The organism is Aliidiomarina quisquiliarum (genome assembly GCF_023922585.1).
GTDB lineage: Bacteria > Pseudomonadota > Gammaproteobacteria > Enterobacterales > Alteromonadaceae > Aliidiomarina > Aliidiomarina quisquiliarum.
On record NZ_JAMFTN010000014.1, the window covers coordinates 36,087 to 56,615 of the forward strand.

The window sequence follows — 20,529 nt, forward strand, 5'->3', positions numbered from 1 at the left end:
TGAATTCGGAAAAATATATGTTTCAGCCTACGGAGTTGTTTTTAGCTCTGCGCTATAGTCGCACCCGCCGCCGAGGTGGCTTTGCGGCTTTTATCAATAGAGTGTCAATGCTAGGTATATTACTAGGAGTGATGGCGTTAATCGTGGTGACTTCAGTAATGAATGGTTTTGAAAACGAATTGAAAAAACGCATTTTAGGGGTGGTGCCCCATGTCACAGTAACAGCACCCGAGCGGGGTACAATAGCAAACTGGCACGCATTAGACAGCGCCATAGCGTGGCCAACGCAAGTGGTTGGGCGTAGCCCTTACGTGAGTGCTGAAGGTGTTATTCAGGGCGAGTCAAGTTTAAAGCCAGTGTTGTTACAAGGCATTTATCCTGAACAAGAAGCCGCCGACAGTTTAATTAAAACTATGATGGTGCAAGGTCAACTCGAGTATTTACGGGCAGGTGAATACGGCCTTGTTGTAGGGCGTTCGCTCGCACGGCAGCTTTCGCTGTGGCCGGGCGCTTCGGTACGAATTATGGCGGCTGAAGGCCAGCGTTACACGCCACTAGGCACCTTGCCAGCACAGCGCCAATTTCGAATTGTAGGTTTGTTTGAAGCAGGCTCGGAAGTTGATCAGCAACTGGTTTTTTTACACGCTACCGACGCCGCCAAATTATTTCGTTATGCGCCACAGCATGTAACGGGCATTCGCCTGTATTTAAACGATGCTTTTGCGGCAGGGCAGGTGGCAGTGGCAGTACGAAATGCACTACCGGCGCCAGCCGCGGGTGAACAACCCTATGTTGTAGACGACTGGCATAGTCGCTATGGGCGCTTATTTGCTGCGGTGCAAATGGAAAAAACCATGATGATGATTATGCTCGCCTTGGTGGTCGCTGTGGCGGCATTTAACGCGGTGTCGGCACTGGTTATGCTAGTGCAAGATAAGCGCGGCGACATGGCGGTATTACAAACATTAGGCTTAACTCCGCGCCGTATATACATAGTGCTGGTGCTACAAGGCATGTACACGGGCGGGCTAGGTGCTACCTTGGGCTTGGTGTTTGGGGTACTGCTAACCCTATTACTGAACCCACTATTAAGTACCCTTGGGGTGAATGTATTTGGGTATGGGGAAACATTACCCTTTGCTTTTAATGGCCAGCAAATTATTGCGGTGTGGTTACTTGCCCTTGGTTTAAGTTTATTGTCGACCTTGTACCCTGCGTGGCGTGCTGCGCAAATTCAACCTGCTGAAGCGCTTCGCTATGAGTAAACAACATGAATAGTTTAGTTAAAGTTTCTAATTTATGCCGTAGTTTTGGCGACGGCGAAGACAATGCCTTGCCCGATGCCACCACCACGCCTAGGGCCGGCTCAAAAGCCTTGGTACAAGAACAAGCGCGCCGTTTACAAGTACTAGACCAAGTGTCGCTAAAGGTTAATAAAGGCGACATGGTTGCCATTATTGGCGCTTCAGGTTCGGGTAAAAGCACCTTGTTGCATTGTTTAGGTGGGCTAGATACACCCGATACAGGTGATATTCAGGTGGCGGGTGAAAATGTTGTTACTATGACCGCCAACCAAAAGGCTAAATGGAGAAATCAGTCGATAGGTTTTATCTATCAATTTCATCACTTGCTTGCTGAATTTACCGCTTTAGAAAATGTAGCCATGCCGCTGCTGATTGGTGGGGTTAGTAAAGCTAAAGCAGAAGCGCACGCTAAAAACTTACTCGGCCGCGTGGGTTTAAGTGCCCGCGCCACTCACTTACCGTCGCAACTATCGGGCGGTGAACGCCAGCGAGTGGCTATTGCGCGCGCTTTAGCTAACAAGCCAAAACTAGTGTTGGCCGATGAGCCAACAGGAAACCTAGACGAAGAAACCGCCACACTTATTTATGAATTAATGTTAGAGCTAAACCAAGAACTAGGTACGGCATTTATTGTGGTAACACACGACCACGCCTTAGCAGCCAAGTTACCAAGGCAATTAACTATGCAACAAGGCAAATTAGTTGAGGGGCGGGTATGAGCTTGGCCCTGTTACTGGCGACACGGTTTCGGCGGTTTAAAAATGTAAGCGGCTATTTAAGTTTTATCTCCCGTTCGTCTACGGTGGGTATTGCCTTAGGCTGTGCCATTTTAATTATTTTATTGTCGGTTATGAATGGTTTCCACAAGGCCTTAGAAGACGACTTGCTCGCAATTGTGCCGCATGTGGAGTTTGAAGCCGTAAGCGGCTCATTAAAAGACTGGCGGACGGTGGTGGAATTGGCCGAGCAGCATGAACAAGTTATTGCTGCTGCTCCAGTTATTCGCTTAACGGCTATGGTGCAGCAGCAACGGCGTTTTCATGGCGTAGACATTCGTGCCATAGAGCCAGAATTAGAATCTCGAGTGTCGCGCGTGCAAGACTTTGCTAGCAGTAGCGACTGGCAAGACTTTTATAATGATCCAGACAGCATTTTACTTGGCGCAGGTTTAGCGGCCACCTTGGGTCTTGAAAAAGGCGACGGACTGTTATTATTGGTGCCACAATTGGGCCATGAGACAAATGCCAATCGGGCGCCGCAACGGTTATGGGTTACCTATGCTGGCAACTTTTCTTTCGGTGGCGAACTTGATTACCGCCAAGCTTATATGCATTTAAGTAAAGCGCAGCAACTTACTGGCAGTATTGATGGTGCCAATGCAGTGCGGTTGCGGATAAGCGACGTATATGCAGCTCCGCATATAGCCGCCGAGCTTGGTTACCAACTAGAAGAATACGCCTATATGCACGACTGGACCCGCACCGAAGGGCACTTGTATCGCGATATTCAATTGGTACGAACTGTTATGTATATCGTGTTGGTACTGGTGCTGGCGGTGGCGTCGTTTAACATAGTAGCCACCTTAATGATGCAGGTAGAAGAAAAACGAGCCGCAATAGCTATTTTGAAAACCATGGGCGCCAGCGACGGTTTGATACTGCGTACTTTTGTTTGGCAAGGGGCGTTAAACGGTATTCCTGGCGCCTTAGTGGGGGCAGGGCTGGGTTGGCTTTTGGCTTTGCGTTTGCCAACTATATTGGCTTGGTGGGAACAGTTGCACGGTAGCGCTTTACTTGCTAGCGACATTTATTTTGTCAATCGTATTCCAGTGCATGTTTTGTGGCAAGACGTGGTGCTGGTTACTTTAGTAGCACTGCTGATGAGCTTAGTCGCAACCTTATACCCAGCGTATCGGGCGTCGCAATTAGCGCCTGCAGAGTCATTACGGCAGGCGTAATGCATTACTTGTTACGTGCGCGCTCAGCACGGCTTTCGCTACGTTTTTGCCAAGCGGTGCGAACGGCTTGGCGCCATAAAGTGCGCACCGTAATATAACCCACCACCGCAGCAACGGTGCCGAAGAAAACACTACCAACCAATATTGGCGGCAGCACAGTTGCAAAACCCGTATGTAGCCATTCAAAGCTCCATTCGAAATGAAACGGCTGCGGCGGATGTTGTAACAGCGCCGAACCAACCCGATAAGCCGCATACATAATGGGGGTGATAGTTATTGGGTTGGTAATCCATACCAATGCCACCGATAAAGGTAAGTTAACCCGCAACAAAATAGCCAAGCTTGCTGCAATTAGCATATGTGCAGGTAACGGCAAAAAAGCCACAAATAACCCTACCGCAAAAGCCCCCGAAGCACTTCGACGGTTTAAGTGCCATAAATTGGTATTTTGGCTAAGGCGTCCAAAAATACGCAAAGACCAGCCCTTTTGTAGCTTGCTTGGATCGGGTAAAAAGCGCTGAATAAACTTCTTTGGCATGAATGTGTACTCACGGATGAAACAACTATTTGCATATTGGGCTGCAGGTGCTGTTGGCGGAACCTTAATGTCGCCTTGGCTGCAACCAGAAATGCCGCTTATGGCATTAACCTTAGCGGCCTTAACTATAGCTGCTTTAACGGCAAAGTTGGTGCAACGTTGGCAGCAGCCTAGCGTTGCATTTCTAATATATGGCCTATTGTGCGGTATGTGGTGGGCTTTGTTCAATGTTAAAGCAGTAAATACTTGGAATATACCCAACAGCCAATGGCGAGAGCCAAGCCATATTACGCTGCGGGTAACCAAGCTAAGTGCCAGCCAGCCATTTCGAATACGAGTGGAAGGTTGTGTGCTAATGGCGCCTAATACATGGCAGTTACCCAAGGGGCGTTGCCCAACCAAAGCACGGCTGTATTGGTATGGCGAACAACAGCCTAAAACCCTGAATACAGCTCCTAAGCCAGGTGAATTGTGGCGGCTTGAGGTACGAGCTCGGCCTGCCACCGGTATGTTAAACGACGGTGGCTACGACTATCAGAAGTATTTAATGCGCCATGGTATTCGCGCAACAGGCTCTATTCGTACAGGCACACGGCTGGCAGCAACTCCAAAATGGCACTGGCAATACTGGCGCTTTAAGTTATTTGCTTTGTTTCAATACCAACAAGAGCAAAGCGAAAAGCAACAAACGGCAGCGCCAGGCAATGAGCAGGAAAATACGTTCTGGCAGGGGTTGCTGGGGCCGCCTATGCAGTCGTTGGACATACTTTTAGCCTTGTCGCTAGGGGAAAGGCAGTGGATGAGCCCTTCGCGTTGGCAGGCCTTGCAGTACACAGGGTTGGCGCATTTAATGGCTATTTCAGGGCTGCACCTTACCTTGGTGTTTGGGGGCGTTTGGTGGCTAATGCGCTATGTGCTGATAGGCAGTACTTGGCTATTAGAAAAAGTGTCGCCTTGGCCTTTAGGTAGAACTTTTTTGTTAGCACCAGCTGCCTACCTGAGTGCCTGGCTAGCGGCCTTTATTTATGCTGTGCTAGCCGGGTTTTCCGTTTCCACAATGCGCGCGCTAGTGTTAATTAGCTTGTTTGTGTTGGCGCGATTAACGCAACTTACAATTCCGGCTGGCCAGTTGTTTCTTTACGCGGTGCTATTAGTTTTTTTATTTGATCCTTTTGCCTGGCTAGACGTGGGGTTTTGGCTTTCCGCAGGTGCTGTTTTTGCAATTTTTGTTTGGCAGTGGCGTAGCCCAGGTCCGCAAACAAGAAAGCTATGGCGCTTTGAACTAATGCTGTTAGTGGCATTGGCGCCTTTGTCGCTATTGTTTTTTAATGGTTTAGCTTGGTTGGCGCCGATTACCAACTTAATTGTTATCCCTTTATTTACGTTTTTAGTATTGCCCTTGTTATTGCTGTCGTTGTTACCGGCCTTACTTGGTAGCAGCAGTTACTTGCCCTTATGGCAGCTGGTTGATGCCATTGTTACACCGTTATTAAATATTGTTGAGCGGGTGTCGCACTGGCCTTGGGTGTGGTTAAGCGGTTACCACCCTTGGCCCACAATGTATTTTAGCGCTTTTATTGTTTGGTGGTTTTGGCCCGGTAAAGGCTGGCACCGTTTATTGTTAACGGCAATTTTCATGTTGTTGCAATTCCCAGTTTTTTACCGCCCGCCGGCAGCAGAATTTGCTTTGCATGTGCTTGATGTAGGGCAAGGTGCTGCCATTGTTATTCAGCGAGGCCAGAAGGCATTGTTGTTCGACGTGGGGCCAGCTTATCTTGGCGGTTTAGACACAGGTGCCAGCGTGGTAGTGCCCTTTCTTCATTATCATAATATTCAGCCCGAATGGCTGGTGCTAAGCCATGCTCATAATGACCATGTAGGGGGCAAGCGTGCCGTGTTGCAGGCCTTTCCGAATTTACAAACAATGGGTAGCAATGTGGGCGACTGGCCCTGCAAAATGGGTCAGCAGTGGCTTTGGCAAGGAGTTCGAATACGTATGCTAGCCCCTATGCCTGGGCCCTCGTTTGGGCCTAATAACGACAGCTGTGTAATGTTGCTAGAATACCAAGGGCAGCGAGTGTTACTGCCCGGCGACAGTGAGTGGGAAAATGAAATACGCTTATCGGGGCGTTACGGCGATGGCTTGCGGGCAGATATTTTAATGGTGCCGCACCATGGTGGTAAAAGCTCGAGTCAAGCGCGATTTTTAGCCCATGTGCAGCCACACACTGCGGTGGTTAGCCGTGGTTTTGCTAACCAATTTGGTATGCCGGCTGCGGAAGTATTAAAACGTTATGCTAACCAACAAATAAACCTTTACGACACCGCCTTGGCGGGGCAGGTGTCGCTTACTTGGCAGGCAGCTACGGGGTGGCAGGTAACGCAGCAGCGACAGCCACAAACAGGGCGAACAGCACGGCGGTGGTATCACCGAGTGCCCCACTAATTATGCGGCTGCTAGTAAAGCAAGCGCAATTAACGGTACAATAGCCGCAGTTCGTCTAGAGATAATGGTTCGCATGACAGCAGAAACGATCAAACTATCAAATTTTAAACGCTTGCTTAAGTACATTAAGCCCTATCGAACTGCCTTTTTTGTGGCAGTGGTGGGCATGATAGGTTACGCCGGTGTCGACACTTTCTTCTTTTACCACATTGAAACTCTTATTGATGATGGTTTAGCCGCCAGCAACCCAAAGATATTGCTCTATGGCGCTATTTTTGTGCCTATCGTATTCATTTTGCGGGGTATTTTTAACTTTGTGTCGAGCTATTTTCTTAGCTATGTAGGCTTTCAGGTGGTTACCAACCTACGACAAGAGTTATTCGAGCATTTAATGCGGGTACCCGTGGCCTACCACGATAAAATGTCTACCGGCGACTTAATTTCAAAAATAACCTACGACACCCAACAACTGGCAGAAGCCACCAGCCGAGCTATTCTTACCTTAGTGCGAGAAGGAGCGTTTGTGGTGGGCTTGCTTGGCCTTATGATGTACCACAGTTGGCAACTAAGCTTAGTGTTTTTACTGATAGCTCCTTTAGTGGGAAAAGTTGTTGCGGTGGTGTCAAAAAAATTTCGCCATGTAAGTGGTAATATTCAAACGGCCATGGGCAATGTAACGACAACCGCAGAACAAATGCTAAATGGTCATCAAGTTGTGGTGATGTTTGAAGGGCAAAAGCGTGAAGCGAAACGCTTTAGTGAAATTAACCAGCGTACTCGTAGGCAAAATTTAAAGTTGGTAAATATTCGCACTATTAGTACTTCTGTAATTCAGCTAATTGCATCGTTTAGCTTGTCGATGGTTCTAGTTATTGCCAGTTTCCCGAGTATGTTAGCCGACCTAACGCCAGGGGCATTTACCACGTTACTTACGTCTATGATTATGTTGTTACGTCCGTTAAAACAACTCACGAACGTTAACTCAGACTTTCAACGGGGTATTGCCGCTGCTGGCAGTGTGTTTACGGTACTTGACCAAGCGCCAGAGCCCGATGCCGGTAAGCTTAAGTTAGAACGCGCCAAAGGCGATTTACGCTTTGATAAAGTAACCTTCCGTTATGCCGAAGGCGATGAGCCAGCATTAACAGACATTAGCTTTCATGTAGAAGCAGGAAAAACAGTTGCTTTAGTAGGGCGTTCGGGCAGTGGTAAGTCGACCATTTCTAGTTTGCTCACACGCTTTTACGACTGGGACGAAGGTAGTATTCAGCTCGATAATATTGATATTCGCGAATACAGCTTAAAAACCCTGCGCCGCCAGTTTGCTGTGGTGTCACAAAACGTCAGTTTATTTAACGACACCATTGCTAACAATATTGCCTATGGTGCCCGGGGTAAAGTAGCCCGCGCAGATATTGAGCGTGCGGTAAAACTGGCGTATGTAAATGAATTCACCGACAACTTGCCTAATGGGCTAGAAACCATGGTGGGTGAAAATGGGGTAATGCTTTCGGGTGGGCAGCGACAACGTATTGCTATTGCACGTGCTTTATTGCGAAATGCGCCACTGTTGATTCTCGACGAAGCCACCTCGGCGCTTGATACCGAGTCGGAGCGACACATTCAAAAAGCGTTGGATAATTTACAGCAAGATCGTACTTCGCTAGTAATTGCGCATCGGCTTTCTACCATTGAAAATGCCGATGAAATATTAGTGCTTGAACAAGGTAAAATAATTGAGCGTGGCACTCACGCAGACCTATTGAAGCAAGAAGGCGCTTACGCCCAATTATATCAAATGCAGTTTGGTGGTTTAGAGTGAGTGATAAGCTAGTTGTTTGGTGGTATCAGCGCCGTTTAGCCTTTCCGTTGTGGTTTTTAACACCGTTAAGTGCCTTGTTTACAATGCTTGCGGCGGTGCGCAGAATGTTGTTTGTGCTACGGCTGAAAAAAAGTTGGCAAGCACCGGTGCCGGTTATTGTAGTGGGTAATGTTACAGTTGGTGGTACCGGTAAAACACCAACGGTATTGGCTTTAATTGAGCATTTACAACGCCTAGGTATGCGCCCTGGCATTGTGTCGCGTGGGTATGGCGGAGCAGGGACATTTCCAGCGCTGGTTGGTGCTACGTCAACCCCAGATTTGTGCGGCGACGAACCTATTATGTTAGCGCGGTTAAGCGGTGTGCCGGTGGCGGTAGCGCCTAAACGCATAGAGGCGGCCAAGTTATTATTGGCTAGCAAAGACATTGATGTAATTATCGCCGACGATGGCTTACAGCATTACGCTTTAGGGCGCGATATTGAAATTGGCATTGTTGATGGTGGCCGTGGCTTTGGCAATAACTGGCGGTTACCTGCAGGGCCCCTGCGGGAAAGTGCGCGGCGTTTAAAAAAGGTCGACTGGGTACTTACCAACGGGCCTTTGGCTGCAGAGCATAGCTTGCCTAAGGGTATTGAAGCGCAGGAAATGAATTTGCAAACTATTGGCTGGCGCCAAGTAGGCGACAGTTCTGAAATTGAAGTACCCGATGGTGAAACTGCATTGGTTATTGCCGGAATTGGTAATCCACAACGGTTTTTTGCCATGGTGCGTGAACAAGGCATTACAATTTCAGAAACACGGGTTTATGCCGACCATTATGACTTTAAGGCCACTGACTTTTATCATGTAAGCAATGAATACCCAGTGTTAATGACAGAAAAAGACGCCATTAAAGTACGCGCTTTTGCTCGACCACATTGGTATTATTTAAAAGTTGCTATGGCCTTACCAGAAACCTTTCTACAACAATTTACGGAACGGGTACAAGGGGTTGCGGCAATGAAAAAAGCATCCGCTCAAGCGCCTGTTTCAACCCGTTCGCAGTTACCAAACGAGGCACCTAATTTATGAGCATACCAGCCAATCTTCTTAGTGTTTTGGCCTGCCCTTCATGTAAAGGCAAGTTAGTTTGGGGCCCAGATAAAACAACCCTAGTTTGTCGTGGCGAGCAGCTGGCCTACCCAGTGCGTGATGGTATTCCGGCAATGCTTGCGCAAGAAGCAAAAACCTTAAGCGCCGAAGAAATGAAACAGGTTGATACCTTATGAGTTTTACCGTAATTATTCCAGCCCGTTATGCGTCCACTCGGTTACCTGGCAAACCCTTAGCAGACATTAATGGCAAGCCCATGATTCAGTGTGTGATGGAGCGGGTGCTAGCTAGTGGTGCGGCTGAGGTGGTGGTAGCAACAGACGATGAGCGTATTGCCACCGTGGTTCGAAAATTCGGTGGTCGGGCCATGATGACCTCGACCAACCACCAATCGGGTACTGAGCGGCTAGCTGAGGTGGTAGAGCGTTTGGCGCTTGATGAGAATGAAGTGGTAGTTAATGTGCAGGGCGACGAGCCCATGATTCCTTCTGAAATTATTCATCAGGTTGCCGAAAATCTAAGGGCACAACGTTTAGCACCTATGGCAACCCTAGCCGTACCGCTGACTTGCCGTGATGATATATTTAACCCGAATATTGTGAAAGTAGTGCAAGACGCCTCTGGCTATGCCTTATACTTTAGCCGCGCGGCTATCCCTTATGATAGAGACGGCTTTCAAACTGAACAGAATATGGTCGACTTTCAACCATGGAAGCGGCATATTGGTATTTATGCTTATCGCGCTGGTTTTATTACCCGCTATGCGGAATGGGAAGCTAGCCCACTCGAGCGGATTGAACAATTAGAGCAGCTACGTGTGTTATGGCATGGTGAACGCATACATGTTGCAAACGCCATTAAAGTACCACCCAGTGGTGTCGACACACTGGAAGACTTAGAAAGCGTACGCACGGCTTTGCTACAAGGGCGTTAACGCCTTTCACCAGCACGAAAAATGCTGCCGCAGAGGGCTGCTTTAAATATCCGTAAAACTATTATAATAATATGGAAAGTTATTATGCCTCTTGAAAAAATGAGCCCGCCCAAAAAAACAGTTGCCTCACAGCCCTCGGTGTGTGTTGAAACTCTTTATTTACTTCAAGATATTGTTCATTCGGCACCCGCTACCTTATACCGTTTGAACCTTCCCGACACCTCTGTTGCTGCTTTTATTTCACCTAATATACAAGAAACCCTTGGCGTTACTTTCGAACCGCCGAATAGTACAGAAGCTTGGGTAGAGCGCATTCATGCTAACGATGTAGATAATGCCTTGAGTGAGCTAGCGACCTGGATAAAAACATCAGAGCAACGGATATTGAAACGCGAGTATCGCGTACGTGACGACAGCGGCCGATACCGCTGGGTTGCAGATACGGCTAAAAAGAAATTCGTTAATAATGAAGCCGTCGCTATTATTGGTTGCATTGCCGACATTAGCGCGTCACGTATTGAGCACGAACGCATCAAAAAAATTGCCGCAGTGTCGCCTGGGGTAATTTACCAGCTAAAGCAAAGTGCCAACGAGCATTTCAGCTTCCCCTATATTAGCGATAAAGTAACTGAAGTGTATGTGGTGCCCAAAAAAGGCTTAGTGGACGATGCCACCCCCGTGTTCGATCGCATTCACCGTGAAGATATTAAAATGGTGTTTGACACTTTAGCTTTTTCCAAAGCAAATTTAACTGAATGGAATTGTGACTATCGTATCGTAGTGAACGGGGTTGTACGGTGGCTGAGTGGTACGGCAATGCCGGAACAAACCGTTGACGGCGCGGTGCTGTGGTCGGGTGTGGCTACTGATGTTACCCAACAAAAAAATATTGAAGAAGAACTACGCCAATTAAGCTTTACCGACAGCTTAACGCGGTTAGCCAACCGGCGTCATTTCATGTTGGAAGCGGAAAGGTTGATAATAGCAAGCAGGCGCCATGGGCGACCTTTTTCCATGCTGATGTATGATCTTGATCACTTCAAACGCGTGAACGACACCTATGGACACGAGGTCGGCGACCAAGTGCTGGTTAAAATATCGGAGCTGGTGCAAGGGCGCATGCGGGCCTGCGACATGGTGGCAAGAATTGGCGGTGAAGAATTTGTGGTACTGCTACCAGACACAGAATTAAATGCGGCCAAAAGGGTTGCCGAAGAGCTGCGTAAAAGTATAGCTGCGCTTAATTTTGAAGCGAACGGCGAAACCTTTAAAATTACTGTAACATTTGGTGTTACCCGTTATAACGCAACGGACCGCGCCCCTGACGACATATTAAGGCGCGTAGATAAGCTAATGTATGAAGGTAAACAAGGTGGGCGTAATCGAGTGGTTGCGGCTACTTAGTGTAATTATGAAAGGGAGAAACAGTTATGTTGTATAAAAAAACCATCTGGGTACTGGTTGTTACTGCGTTCATGCTGATTGTGCCCATGGCCCATAGTGCCGACTTAACTAATCGTCAAATTGAAGGCTATATTGCCACGCTGGAAGAACTTAATGTAATGGAAGACGAGTCCACAATGTTTGACGACGATGACTATACTTTTCATGAGTTCAAAGACGGGCTACCGAAAATGTCGGTACTGATTGAACGTAGTAAAGGCCACCCAGATTATGCCAAATTTGTCGCTGTAATCAAACGCCATGGCTTTAGCAATGAGAATGAATGGGCAGAAGTGGCAGATCGGGTAAATGCTGCCACTATGTATTTAATGATGGATGAAAACGACGATGAGGTTATGCGCGAGCTCGAAAATGCCCGTCGAGAAATAGAAAATATACCTAGCTTAAGCGACGCTCAGAAAGAGCAAATGTTAGCCATTGCTACGGGTAGTATCCAGTTAATAAAATTTTGGGTGGGCGATGTACCTGAAGCCGACCTTAAAGCCGTAAAGCCTTATTTGCAAAAATTAATGGCCGCGATGGACCCAGACGAAAGCTAAGGCTATGTGTCTGGGCTCAAGCCGGGCAGGCTCAGTTGATCGTTAAAACTAAACTCAGCCTGCTCTTCGCGCGCTAAGTTTGCCAAGAATGCACTTTTACGGCGTTGCCGATGACTTAATAATTTTAAAATACGGGCTTTTTCAACCTCTGATTTTTTCAACCAGTTAAACCGCTCTTCTCGTGAACGTAAGCAACCGATGCAATAGCCACGAGGCCCTGTCTCGCATACATTAATGCAAGGGTTGGGAAGTGGAAATAACTCAATTTGCTCTACGGCCATAACCTTACTCGCTTTGCCCACAACGTTACGAAGCTAAATTACCATATTTAGCCAAAGTTTTGTCGATAAAAGCTCGGCGCTAGGCCTTGGTGCTTCTTAAATAACCGACTAAAATAATAAGGATCGTCATAACCTAAGGTTTGGCTTATTTGACGAATGGTTTGTTCGCCTTCACGCAGCATTTGCGCCGCTTGATTTATTTTCATACGAGTGAAGTAGTTGAGCGGGCTGTCGCCGGTTACTTGACGAAACTTTTTGCTAAAGTGATAGCGCGACAACCCCGTAAACTGGGCAAGCTCGTTTAGCTCGAGCGACTTATGGCTATTGTCGCGCATAAAGCGTTTTAGTGAGTCTAAATCAAATTCTTTACGGTCGGCTGGTTCAGGCCGAGCCATTAACGGTAGCTCGCTTAATAGCTTACGTAATAACGCGGAAGCAAGTACGCCTTTATCTAAATTCAACCGTTCATGTTGTAAGTTAAGCAACTGGGTTACGTCGGTCAGCAAGGCGCGCCAATTTCGTAGTGTAAGCACTGGGTTACCATGGGGGTGAGCGGGTTGCTTACTGGCTGCGGAGATACCAAGATAATCCATGAAATCGGTTACTTGCTCACCGGCAAAGTGAGCCCAATAAATACTCCATGGCTGAGCGCTGTCGGACTGGTATATATGCGACACGCCTTTGGGTAAAAAAAGCACTTGGCCAGGCAGTAAGTAACCTTTGTGCTTACCTGCACGATACCGGCCTCGGCCCGCATGGCAAAATATAATTAAATGGTCGGTATGTATGTGGCGACGCACTCTATGCCCAGTGGCATTGAGATAGTGGCCATAGGCAATTGGATATAAACCGCGCGTGAGTGGGTGGCGCTGCAATTGTTCCACCAGCGGCTGCGGCATAATAAGTCGAGTACTACCGGCGGGAAGGGGCCAGTTCGATGGTTGGCTCACAATATTACTCTATTAAATAACAATATAGTCCATTGTAGCGCCAATTTAATCGATTCTAAAGTAGCAACCACTCTGGTTTAATAGGAACATAAGAATTTTGGGGTTTGCTATGCTGTCAGACAAAATGACAACAGTGGTGAACAACACGTGCTAAACGCACCACACAACAAATAGGTTGAGTTATGACAAAGACAGTTAAGTTATTTATTGATGGTGAGTTTGTTGAATCAAAAGCAACGCAAATGATTCCTGTAACAAACCCAGCAACGCAAGAAGTGATCGCAGAAACACCGTGCGCCACCAACGAAGAGATGGTAGCCGCCGTAGAAAGCGCAAAAGCAGCTTTTAAAACGTGGCGTGAAGTGCCAGTTCCAGAGCGTGCCCGCTTAATGATGCGTTATCAAGCGTTGTTAAAAGAGCACCACGACGAACTAGCTACAATTCTTGCTGAAGAGTCGGGCAAAACCTTTGAAGACGCCAAAGGCGACGTATGGCGTGGTATTGAAGTAGTTGAGCAAGCCGCTAACGTGCCGTCATTAATGATGGGCGAAAGTGCTGAAAACGTTGCCCGTGGTATCGATACTTATAGCTATATACAGCCTTTGGGCGTGTGCGTAGGTATTACCCCGTTTAACTTCCCAGCTATGATCCCGCTATGGATGTTCCCACTTGCTATTGCTTGTGGTAACACCTTTATTTTAAAGCCTTCCGAGCAAAACCCTTTAACCCCAACACGTTTAGCAGAATTGTTTGCTGCAGCGGGTGCGCCTAAAGGTGTGCTACAAGTTGTCCATGGTGGTAAAGAGCAGGTTGATCACTTACTGAATGACAAAGACGTAAAAGCCATTTCATTTGTTGGCTCGGTGCCAGTAGCACAATATATTTACCGCACCGGTACCGACAACTTGAAGCGTGTGCAAGCCTTTGCTGGGGCAAAAAACCATAGCGTTATTATGCCCGATGCGAACAAACAAACGGTTATTAACAACTTAGTAGGTGCCTCGGTTGGTGCTGCAGGCCAACGTTGTATGGCTATTTCGGTAGCGGTTTTTGTGGGTAAATCACAAGAGTGGATCGACGACTTAGCGGTAGAATTAGCCAAGGTTAAACCAGGGGTATGGACCGACAAAAACGCCGCTTATGGCCCATTGGTAAGCCCTGAAGCCAAGCAGCGGGTAATTGACATGATCGCCAAAGGTAAGGCCGAAGGCGCAGACTGTTTAGTAGACGGTACCAACTGTACCGTTGAAGGATACCCAAATGGTAACTGGGTAGGCCCAACGTTATTTAATAACGTAACCAAAGAAATGAGCATTTATCAGCAGGAAATTTTTGGCCCGGTGCTCTGTGCTATGTCGGTTGACACTCTCGATGAAGCCTTAGAAATTGTAAACAGCAACCAATATGGTAACGGTACGTCTATTTTCACCACTAACGGTGCCGCGGCGCGTAAATATCAGCACGAAGTAGAAGTAGGCCAAGTGGGTATTAACATTCCAATTCCAGTGCCATTACCGTTTTTCTCGTTCACTGGTTGGAAAAACTCATTCTTTGGTGACTTGCATGCCTATGGTAAACAAGCCATTCGTTTCTATTCAGAAACTAAAACCATTACCGCCCGCTGGCCAGAAAGCGAAATTGATAATGGTCCAAATATGACCATTAAACTGCAGTAATTGGCAATTAATAGGAGCGCGTAATGAACTTTAATTTAACCGACGATCAACAAGCGTTTGTTGCTACGGCTCGGGCCTTTGCGGAAAAAGAGCTGGCCCCGTTTGCAGCGCAGTGGGACCAAGAACACCACTTCCCTATTGACGTATTTCGCAAAGCCGGTGACATGGGCTTTATGGGTATGTATACACCAGAAAGTGCCGGTGGCTTTGGCATGACACGGCTCGACAGTGCCCTTATTTTTGAGCAGTTGGCTATGGGTTGTACTGCCACCACCGCCATGATGACCATACATAATATGGTCACTTGGATGATTGGCTCTTTTGCCAAGCAAGAGGTAATCGACCAGTGGTGTCCCGACATGGTGATGGGGCAAAAGCTAGGCTCATATTGCTTAACCGAGCCTGGTGCTGGCTCAGACGCAGCAAGTTTACGTACTACCGCCAAAAAAGATGGCGACGAGTATGTGATTAACGGCTCGAAAATGTTTATTTCTGGCGCCGGTGAAACCGACGTTATGGTGGTGATGGCGCGCACCGGTGGCGAAGGCCCTAAAGGCATTTCCGCCATTGTGGTGCCTGCCGATGCCGCGGGTATTCACTACGGTAAAGCAGAAGAGAAAATGGGCTGGAATGCGCAGCCAACCCGCTTAGTTACTTTTGAAAACGTGCGTGTGCCAGTGGCCAATTTACTTGGCGAAGAAGGCGAAGGCTTTAAGTTTGCCATGATGGGATTAGACGGCGGGCGCATTAATATTGCCGTGTGTTCGGTGGGTACAGCGCAAGCCGCGTTAAATACAGCCCGCGACTACATGCACGAGCGTAGCCAGTTTGGTAAGCCGCTAGCGGCCTTCCAAGCCATGCAATTCAAGTTGGCCGACATGGCTACTGAATTAGTGGCGGCACGGCAAATGGTGCGGTTAGCGGCTTTTAAAGTAGACACCAACGACACGGACAAAACCACCTACTGCGCCATGGCGAAACGTTTCGCTACCGACGTGGGCTTTCAAGTGTGTAATGAAGCCTTACAAATTCATGGCGGCTACGGCTATATTCGTGAATATCCTTTAGAGCGTTATGTACGTGACGTGCGTGTGCATCAAATTCTAGAAGGTACCAACGAAATTATGCGTTTGATTATTGCCCGCCGTTTATTAGCAGATGGAGCAGCAGAATTAATATGAGTAACCTTGACGATGTAGTTTTGTTTGATACCCGCAACGCAGGTAACGGCTACAAAATAGGTGTAGCCACATTAAATTCAGAGCGTTCATTAAATGCTTTAAGTATTGACATGGTTGAGTTGTTAGAGCCGCAACTGGAGGCGTGGGCAAACGACAACACTATTGCCTGTGTGTGGTTGCAAGGGGCTGGGGAAAAGGCTTTTTGTGCCGGTGGCGACATTGTGTCGATGTACCAAGCAGCGCAAGCACAGCCGCAAGCAATGGTGCCTGAGGTGGTCGACTTTTTTACTCGCGAGTATCAGCTTGACTACAAAATACAAACCTACCCTAAACCTTTGGTGGTTTGGGGCGACGGTTTTGTTATGGGTGGCGGGCTTGGATTAATGATTGGTGCTAGCCATCGTATTGTAACTGAACGTTCACGCTTGGCTATGCCGGAAATTACCATTGGCTTATATCCAGATGTAGGCGGTACTTATTTTTTAAGCCGTTTACCTGAAGGCATGGGATTATTTCTTGGCTTAACCGCTGCCCACGTAAACGCTGCCGATGCTTGCTGGCTTGGCATGGCCGATGTGGCATTAAATGCAGAGCAAAAAGAAAGCACCTTGCATTCCTTGGCAGCCATACCATGGACTGAAAGTGCCGAAGTGAACTGCGGATTAATTAGTGCGGTACTTGAAAAGTTAGCCAGCTATGCGCACGAATTACCAGCACCGATATTAAAGCCTTTGCACACCACCATTAAAAAGCTGATGGCTGGCGCTAACGTGAATGCCGTGGCAAAACAGTTTTTGGCCTTTAAAACGGAAGACAAAGTGTTGCTTCGTGGCCAGCAAACCTTAGCCGCCGGTTGCCCCTTAACGGCCCATATTGTATGGCAACAACTTGCCCATGGACCCAGTTTAAGCTTGGCCGAGGCATTTCAACTCGAGCTTACCTTGTCGGTAAATAGCGCTGTAAAAGGCGACTTTATTGAAGGTGTGCGGGCCTTGTTGATCGATAAGGATCGCAACCCTAAATGGCAGCACAGCGCTATTAGTGAGGTAACTGATAAAGACTTAGACGCTATGTTTAGTTCGCCTTGGGCGGAAAACGAGCACCCATTACGCGATCTAGGCAACAACCAATAAGGGCGAGGGTTTTATGACCGCAATTGCATTTATAGGGTTAGGAAATATGGGTGGCCCCATGGCTACCAATTTAGTGAAAGCAGGCCATGCGGTAACGGTGTTCGACTTGTCGGCCGATGCGCTAGCTGCGTTAGAAGCAGCTGGTGCGCAGGTGGCATCGTCGGCTATAGCAGCGGTACAGAACGCCGAAATAGTATTTTCAATGCTGCCTGCAGATAAACATGTATTAGGCCTGTATTTTGGCTATGCCGGCGCCGACGCTAAGGGCATTGCCGGGTTTATTCCTAAAGGCGCGCTGGTGGTTGATTCCAGCACCATTAGTGCCGAAGCCGCGCGTGAATTAGCCCAAGGCTTAACCGCAGCGGGTGTGCGCTGTATTGACGCGCCAGTGTCGGGTGGTGTTGGCGGCGCTAAAGCAGGTACTTTAACCTTCATTTGTGGTGGCGATAACGCCGACGTTGAAGAAGCACGGCCGTTACTTGAATGCATGGGCAAAGCGGTATTTACCGCCGGTGCCCACGGTGCTGGGCAAGTGGCTAAAATCTGTAACAACATGTTGCTTGGTGTACTTATGTCGGGTACTGCGGAAGCATTAAAGTTGGGTATAGACCATGGTTTAAACCCACAAGTGTTATCGGAGATTATGCTGCAAAGTTCTGGCCGCAACTGGACTTTAGAAGTATATAACCCATGCCCAGGTGTAATGGATAATGTACCTTCGAGCAATGATTATAATGGCGGTTTCTTGGTTGACTTAATGCTGAAAGATTTAGGCTTAGCCTTAGCAACAGCGGAGCAAACCAATTCTTCCACGCCAATGGGAAATGCTGCGGCTGCCTTATACCAACAGCACAGTGAGCAGGGCTTTGGTAAAAAAGACTTTTCCAGTATTTTCAAATGGTTTGAACAAGGGAAATAGAATATGCAAGTTTCAGATTCAGTAATAGTAATTACCGGCGGTGCGCAGGGCTTAGGCCGTGCCATGGCAGAAAACTTTGCCACTCAAGGCGCGTCGCTAGCATTGCTAGACATGAATGCAGAACAACTAGCTGAAGCTCAGCTAGCCTGTGAAACCGCGGGCGCTAAAGTGGTACGCACTTATGTGGTCAACGTAACCGATGAAGCAGCTGTTGAAGCAACCTTTACCGCGTTAGATGCAGACTTCGATGGTATCGACGTATTAATTAACAATGCCGGCATTTTACGTGACGGTTTATTGATTAAGTGCAAAGACGGTGAAGTGACCCATAAAATGCCTCTTCAGCAGTGGCAGTCGGTAGTAGATGTTAACCTAACTGGCACATTTTTGTGTGGCCGTGAAGCAGCAGCTGCAATGGCCAAAAGTGGTCGTAAAGGCGTGATAATTAATATCTCTAGCGTGGCGCGTTCGGGTAACTTTGGCCAAACCAACTATGCAGCAACGAAAGCCGGGGTTGTGGCCATGACAGTCACCTGGGCGAAAGAGCTAGGCCGGTTTGGCATTCGCTGTGGTGCCATTGCCCCAGGCTTTATTGAAACGCCTATGACTGCAGTTATGAAGCCAGAAGCAGTTGAGCGGGCTTTAGCAATGGTCCCTTTATCGCGTTGGGGGCAGCCAAGTGAAGTGGCCGACGCTGCACGCTTTATTATTGAAAACGACTACTTCAGCGGCCGCGTGGTTGAAATTGACGGCGGCGTGAGGCTGTAATTGCTGGGGTCAGAACCAAGGCTAGACAATCGCTGAAGTGTGTAAGCTTTTAGCAACGGTTGGTTCTGACTCCAATGTTTAAGACAGCAAAAGTTAGCTGGTTAAAAGTATCTGAACAAGGCGGCCGCTACAACGCCACAGGCAATAGCCAGCAATGGTTTTTTGAATACCAGCATAACGCCTGCGGTGGTTAATAATGCTAACCGAGCAGCGGTATCGCCAGCGACAGCCATGGGGGCTAGCAGCGCCACCAGGACCGAGCCTGACATAGCTTGAATAAAGCGTTGTACACGCGGCCGTATGGGCACAAACGACATGGCGTATACGCCCCCCCAGCGAGTAGCAAGGGTAACTAATGCCATAGCAATGATAACCCCTAAAATACTTAGGGTAGTGGCTTCAATGCTCATTTTTTTCTTCTCCTAATGATTCTTCAGTAGGCGTTTTGTCAATCACCATAGTACCTGCAATGCCCCCGGCTAAAGCGCCAACAATAACGTGACTATTTTCTGGTAAATACCAATAGGCGAGTAACGATGCGGTTGCAGCAACCACCCAGGTAATAAAAGTGGATAGGCTTTTTTGGGTGTCGAGTACTAAGGCAAGTAAAAAGCAAGCCATAACCATATCGATGCCAAATGCCTTAGGGTTGCTAATAACATTACCAAAATAAACCCCAAGCCAAGTACCGAGCACCCAGTACAGCCACAGTGCGATACCACCACCTAATAACACCCCAAGCCCTGGCTCTTTGCGGTTAAAGGTTTGCATGGCCATGGCCCAGTTGGCATCGGAAACCACTAACATAACGCCATAGCGCTGCGCTGGTGGCAAGTGCCGTAGCCAAGGGTAAAGGGTGGCCCCCATAAGCAGGTGACGTGAATTAATAGCAAAAACCGTTAGTAAAATTGTGAATAGTGGCAGTTCAGGACCCCATAGGTCTAAAATGGCAAATTGGGCGGTGCCGGTAAACACTAGCATGCTCATGGTAAGCGTGGTTGAGTCGGCTAAGCCAGCTTGTGTAGCAGCTAAGCCAAAGGCGGCACCAAAGGCTGCGACAAACATGCCAATGGGTGCAAGCTGTTTGAAGCCCTGCCAAACCAATAATTTATTGAGTCGGTACAACTCGGAGCCGACAACTGCCATGTGTATTCCTTCTAAAACGAGATAGATAACCTGCATGCAACACAACCAGCGGAATAATGTTAGCTAGCTACTTATTAAGCAGATGTTTTGTTATGATATAACACTAAGGTTAAAGTGAAATGAGTCGTAAAGCTATAACGACTTTAGCAACCAAGGAGTAAGTTATGAGTAATGAGCAAGGGCGCGATCGCATTTATCAAGTTTCAAGCAACCGTAGTAGTGCCAGCCATAAAGTACGCTACGTGGAAAGTTCGGCGCCAGCTGAAGGCGAGTGCCGTTTGTGCGTGGGTACATTACCTGCACGCAAGTTTTCTAATGCTGCTGAGAATGAGGCCACTTTGACAACTACAACGGCTGATTCATAACAAAGAGCTTGT

21 protein-coding genes are annotated in these 20,529 nt (G+C 47.8%); 16 read left to right on the forward strand and 5 right to left on the reverse strand.

The features are described from left to right. The first annotated feature begins 17 nt into the window (after positions 1–17). From M1L23_RS02800 to M1L23_RS02810, 3 genes are read left to right on the forward strand one after another with little or no spacing between them, the layout of a single operon-like run. Complete coding sequence (locus M1L23_RS02800) at positions 18–1,265, forward strand: lipoprotein-releasing ABC transporter permease subunit (RefSeq protein WP_252625502.1); 1,248 nt, start codon at positions 18–20, stop codon at positions 1,263–1,265. A gap of 5 nt (positions 1,266–1,270) precedes the next feature. After that, positions 1,271–2,023 carry a lipoprotein-releasing ABC transporter ATP-binding protein LolD gene (gene lolD, locus M1L23_RS02805; protein WP_252625504.1) on the forward strand — a complete coding sequence of 251 codons (753 nt, stop codon included), beginning with the start codon at positions 1,271–1,273 and terminating at the stop codon, positions 2,021–2,023. Continuing rightward, positions 2,020–3,261: a lipoprotein-releasing ABC transporter permease subunit gene (locus M1L23_RS02810; protein WP_252625506.1), complete on the forward strand. Its 1,242-nt coding sequence runs from the start codon at positions 2,020–2,022 to the stop codon at positions 3,259–3,261. The genes lolD and M1L23_RS02810 overlap by 4 nt, the downstream gene beginning before the upstream one ends. Before the next feature lie 4 nt (positions 3,262–3,265). Here M1L23_RS02810 and M1L23_RS02815 read toward each other — a convergent pair whose 3' ends face one another. After that, positions 3,266–3,799, reverse strand: coding sequence for a DUF2062 domain-containing protein (locus tag M1L23_RS02815; RefSeq protein WP_252625508.1), 534 nt, complete (start codon positions 3,797–3,799; stop codon positions 3,266–3,268). Between the two features lie 16 nt (positions 3,800–3,815). Between M1L23_RS02815 and M1L23_RS02820 the strand changes: the two genes are divergently transcribed. The 7 genes from M1L23_RS02820 (at position 3,816) to M1L23_RS02850 (ending at position 12,098) form a co-directional block, all read left to right on the forward strand. Next, positions 3,816–6,245, forward strand: coding sequence for a DNA internalization-related competence protein ComEC/Rec2 (locus M1L23_RS02820; RefSeq protein WP_252625509.1), 2,430 nt, complete (start codon positions 3,816–3,818; stop codon positions 6,243–6,245). A 73-nt stretch (positions 6,246–6,318) separates the two neighbouring features. Continuing rightward, on the forward strand, positions 6,319–8,067 hold the full coding sequence (msbA, locus tag M1L23_RS02825; protein WP_252625510.1) for a lipid A export permease/ATP-binding protein MsbA: 1,749 nt from the start codon (positions 6,319–6,321) through the stop codon (positions 8,065–8,067). Further along, on the forward strand, positions 8,064–9,140 hold the full coding sequence (lpxK, locus tag M1L23_RS02830) for a tetraacyldisaccharide 4'-kinase (protein ID WP_252625511.1): 1,077 nt from the start codon (positions 8,064–8,066) through the stop codon (positions 9,138–9,140). The genes msbA and lpxK overlap by 4 nt, the downstream gene beginning before the upstream one ends. Next, the gene (locus M1L23_RS02835) at positions 9,137–9,337 is read left to right on the forward strand and encodes a Trm112 family protein (protein ID WP_256473580.1); all 201 of its coding nucleotides are present in this window, start codon (positions 9,137–9,139) and stop codon (positions 9,335–9,337) included. The genes lpxK and M1L23_RS02835 overlap by 4 nt, the downstream gene beginning before the upstream one ends. After that, complete coding sequence (gene kdsB / locus M1L23_RS02840; RefSeq protein ID WP_252625517.1) at positions 9,334–10,095, forward strand: 3-deoxy-manno-octulosonate cytidylyltransferase; 762 nt, start codon at positions 9,334–9,336, stop codon at positions 10,093–10,095. Before M1L23_RS02835 ends, kdsB begins: the two co-directional genes overlap by 4 nt. Before the next feature lie 84 nt (positions 10,096–10,179). Then, positions 10,180–11,499 carry a sensor domain-containing diguanylate cyclase gene (locus M1L23_RS02845; protein WP_252625519.1) on the forward strand — a complete coding sequence of 440 codons (1,320 nt, stop codon included), beginning with the start codon at positions 10,180–10,182 and terminating at the stop codon, positions 11,497–11,499. Between the two features lie 26 nt (positions 11,500–11,525). Beyond that, positions 11,526–12,098 (forward strand): hypothetical protein, encoded by a 573-nt coding sequence (locus M1L23_RS02850; RefSeq protein WP_252625521.1) that lies wholly within the window; start codon positions 11,526–11,528, stop codon positions 12,096–12,098. A 2-nt stretch (positions 12,099–12,100) separates the two neighbouring features. On the opposite strand, the gene M1L23_RS02855 is transcribed toward M1L23_RS02850, so the two are convergent. Together M1L23_RS02855 and M1L23_RS02860 are read right to left on the reverse strand one after the other, a co-directional pair. Then, the gene (locus tag M1L23_RS02855) at positions 12,101–12,379 is read right to left on the reverse strand and encodes a DUF1289 domain-containing protein (protein ID WP_252625522.1); all 279 of its coding nucleotides are present in this window, start codon (positions 12,377–12,379) and stop codon (positions 12,101–12,103) included. 47 nt (positions 12,380–12,426) lie between these two features. Next, a complete protein-coding gene (locus tag M1L23_RS02860; RefSeq protein WP_252625524.1) occupies positions 12,427–13,329 on the reverse strand; it encodes a helix-turn-helix transcriptional regulator in 903 nt (300 codons plus the stop codon). A gap of 182 nt (positions 13,330–13,511) precedes the next feature. Here M1L23_RS02860 and M1L23_RS02865 point away from each other — a divergent pair, with 182 nt between their 5' ends. From M1L23_RS02865 to M1L23_RS02885, 5 genes are read left to right on the forward strand one after another with little or no spacing between them, the layout of a single operon-like run. Beyond that, a complete protein-coding gene (locus M1L23_RS02865) occupies positions 13,512–15,005 on the forward strand; it encodes a CoA-acylating methylmalonate-semialdehyde dehydrogenase (RefSeq protein ID WP_252625525.1) in 1,494 nt (497 codons plus the stop codon). Between the two features lie 23 nt (positions 15,006–15,028). Further along, entirely contained in the window at positions 15,029–16,186 is a 1,158-nt protein-coding gene (locus tag M1L23_RS02870) for an acyl-CoA dehydrogenase family protein (protein WP_252625527.1), read from the forward strand. Continuing rightward, positions 16,183–17,319, forward strand: coding sequence for an enoyl-CoA hydratase/isomerase family protein (locus tag M1L23_RS02875; protein WP_252625529.1), 1,137 nt, complete (start codon positions 16,183–16,185; stop codon positions 17,317–17,319). Before M1L23_RS02870 ends, M1L23_RS02875 begins: the two co-directional genes overlap by 4 nt. A gap of 13 nt (positions 17,320–17,332) precedes the next feature. Continuing rightward, complete coding sequence (mmsB, locus tag M1L23_RS02880) at positions 17,333–18,238, forward strand: 3-hydroxyisobutyrate dehydrogenase (protein WP_252625531.1); 906 nt, start codon at positions 17,333–17,335, stop codon at positions 18,236–18,238. Between the two features lie 3 nt (positions 18,239–18,241). After that, entirely contained in the window at positions 18,242–19,006 is a 765-nt protein-coding gene (locus M1L23_RS02885) for an SDR family oxidoreductase (protein ID WP_252625532.1), read from the forward strand. A 101-nt stretch (positions 19,007–19,107) separates the two neighbouring features. Here the strand turns inward: M1L23_RS02885 and M1L23_RS02890 are convergent, their stop codons facing one another. Together M1L23_RS02890 and M1L23_RS02895 are read right to left on the reverse strand one after the other, a co-directional pair. Next, a complete protein-coding gene (locus tag M1L23_RS02890; protein ID WP_252625533.1) occupies positions 19,108–19,416 on the reverse strand; it encodes an AzlD family protein in 309 nt (102 codons plus the stop codon). Further along, on the reverse strand, positions 19,406–20,152 hold the full coding sequence (locus M1L23_RS02895; RefSeq protein WP_252625536.1) for an AzlC family ABC transporter permease: 747 nt from the start codon (positions 20,150–20,152) through the stop codon (positions 19,406–19,408). Before M1L23_RS02895 ends, M1L23_RS02890 begins: the two co-directional genes overlap by 11 nt. Positions 20,153–20,316: 164 nt before the next feature. Here M1L23_RS02895 and M1L23_RS02900 point away from each other — a divergent pair, with 164 nt between their 5' ends. Next, positions 20,317–20,517: a hypothetical protein gene (locus M1L23_RS02900; RefSeq protein ID WP_252625537.1), complete on the forward strand. Its 201-nt coding sequence runs from the start codon at positions 20,317–20,319 to the stop codon at positions 20,515–20,517. The last annotated feature ends 12 nt before the right edge of the window (positions 20,518–20,529 follow it).

Coding starts and splice junctions, on each gene's coding strand:
- M1L23_RS02800 (WP_252625502.1), top strand. CDS start 18: ATGTTTCAGCCTACGGAGTTGTTTTTAGCTCTGCGCTATAGTCGCACC.
- lolD (WP_252625504.1), top strand. CDS start 1,271: ATGAATAGTTTAGTTAAAGTTTCTAATTTATGCCGTAGTTTTGGCGAC.
- M1L23_RS02810 (WP_252625506.1), top strand. CDS start 2,020: ATGAGCTTGGCCCTGTTACTGGCGACACGGTTTCGGCGGTTTAAAAAT.
- M1L23_RS02815 (WP_252625508.1), bottom strand. CDS start 3,799: ATGCCAAAGAAGTTTATTCAGCGCTTTTTACCCGATCCAAGCAAGCTA.
- M1L23_RS02820 (WP_252625509.1), top strand. CDS start 3,816: ATGAAACAACTATTTGCATATTGGGCTGCAGGTGCTGTTGGCGGAACC.
- msbA (WP_252625510.1), top strand. CDS start 6,319: ATGACAGCAGAAACGATCAAACTATCAAATTTTAAACGCTTGCTTAAG.
- M1L23_RS02835 (WP_256473580.1), top strand. CDS start 9,137: ATGAGCATACCAGCCAATCTTCTTAGTGTTTTGGCCTGCCCTTCATGT.
- kdsB (WP_252625517.1), top strand. CDS start 9,334: ATGAGTTTTACCGTAATTATTCCAGCCCGTTATGCGTCCACTCGGTTA.
- M1L23_RS02845 (WP_252625519.1), top strand. CDS start 10,180: ATGCCTCTTGAAAAAATGAGCCCGCCCAAAAAAACAGTTGCCTCACAG.
- M1L23_RS02850 (WP_252625521.1), top strand. CDS start 11,526: ATGTTGTATAAAAAAACCATCTGGGTACTGGTTGTTACTGCGTTCATG.
- M1L23_RS02855 (WP_252625522.1), bottom strand. CDS start 12,379: ATGGCCGTAGAGCAAATTGAGTTATTTCCACTTCCCAACCCTTGCATT.
- M1L23_RS02865 (WP_252625525.1), top strand. CDS start 13,512: ATGACAAAGACAGTTAAGTTATTTATTGATGGTGAGTTTGTTGAATCA.
- M1L23_RS02870 (WP_252625527.1), top strand. CDS start 15,029: ATGAACTTTAATTTAACCGACGATCAACAAGCGTTTGTTGCTACGGCT.
- M1L23_RS02875 (WP_252625529.1), top strand. CDS start 16,183: ATGAGTAACCTTGACGATGTAGTTTTGTTTGATACCCGCAACGCAGGT.
- mmsB (WP_252625531.1), top strand. CDS start 17,333: ATGACCGCAATTGCATTTATAGGGTTAGGAAATATGGGTGGCCCCATG.
- M1L23_RS02885 (WP_252625532.1), top strand. CDS start 18,242: ATGCAAGTTTCAGATTCAGTAATAGTAATTACCGGCGGTGCGCAGGGC.
- M1L23_RS02890 (WP_252625533.1), bottom strand. CDS start 19,416: ATGAGCATTGAAGCCACTACCCTAAGTATTTTAGGGGTTATCATTGCT.
- M1L23_RS02895 (WP_252625536.1), bottom strand. CDS start 20,152: ATGGCAGTTGTCGGCTCCGAGTTGTACCGACTCAATAAATTATTGGTT.
- M1L23_RS02900 (WP_252625537.1), top strand. CDS start 20,317: ATGAGTAATGAGCAAGGGCGCGATCGCATTTATCAAGTTTCAAGCAAC.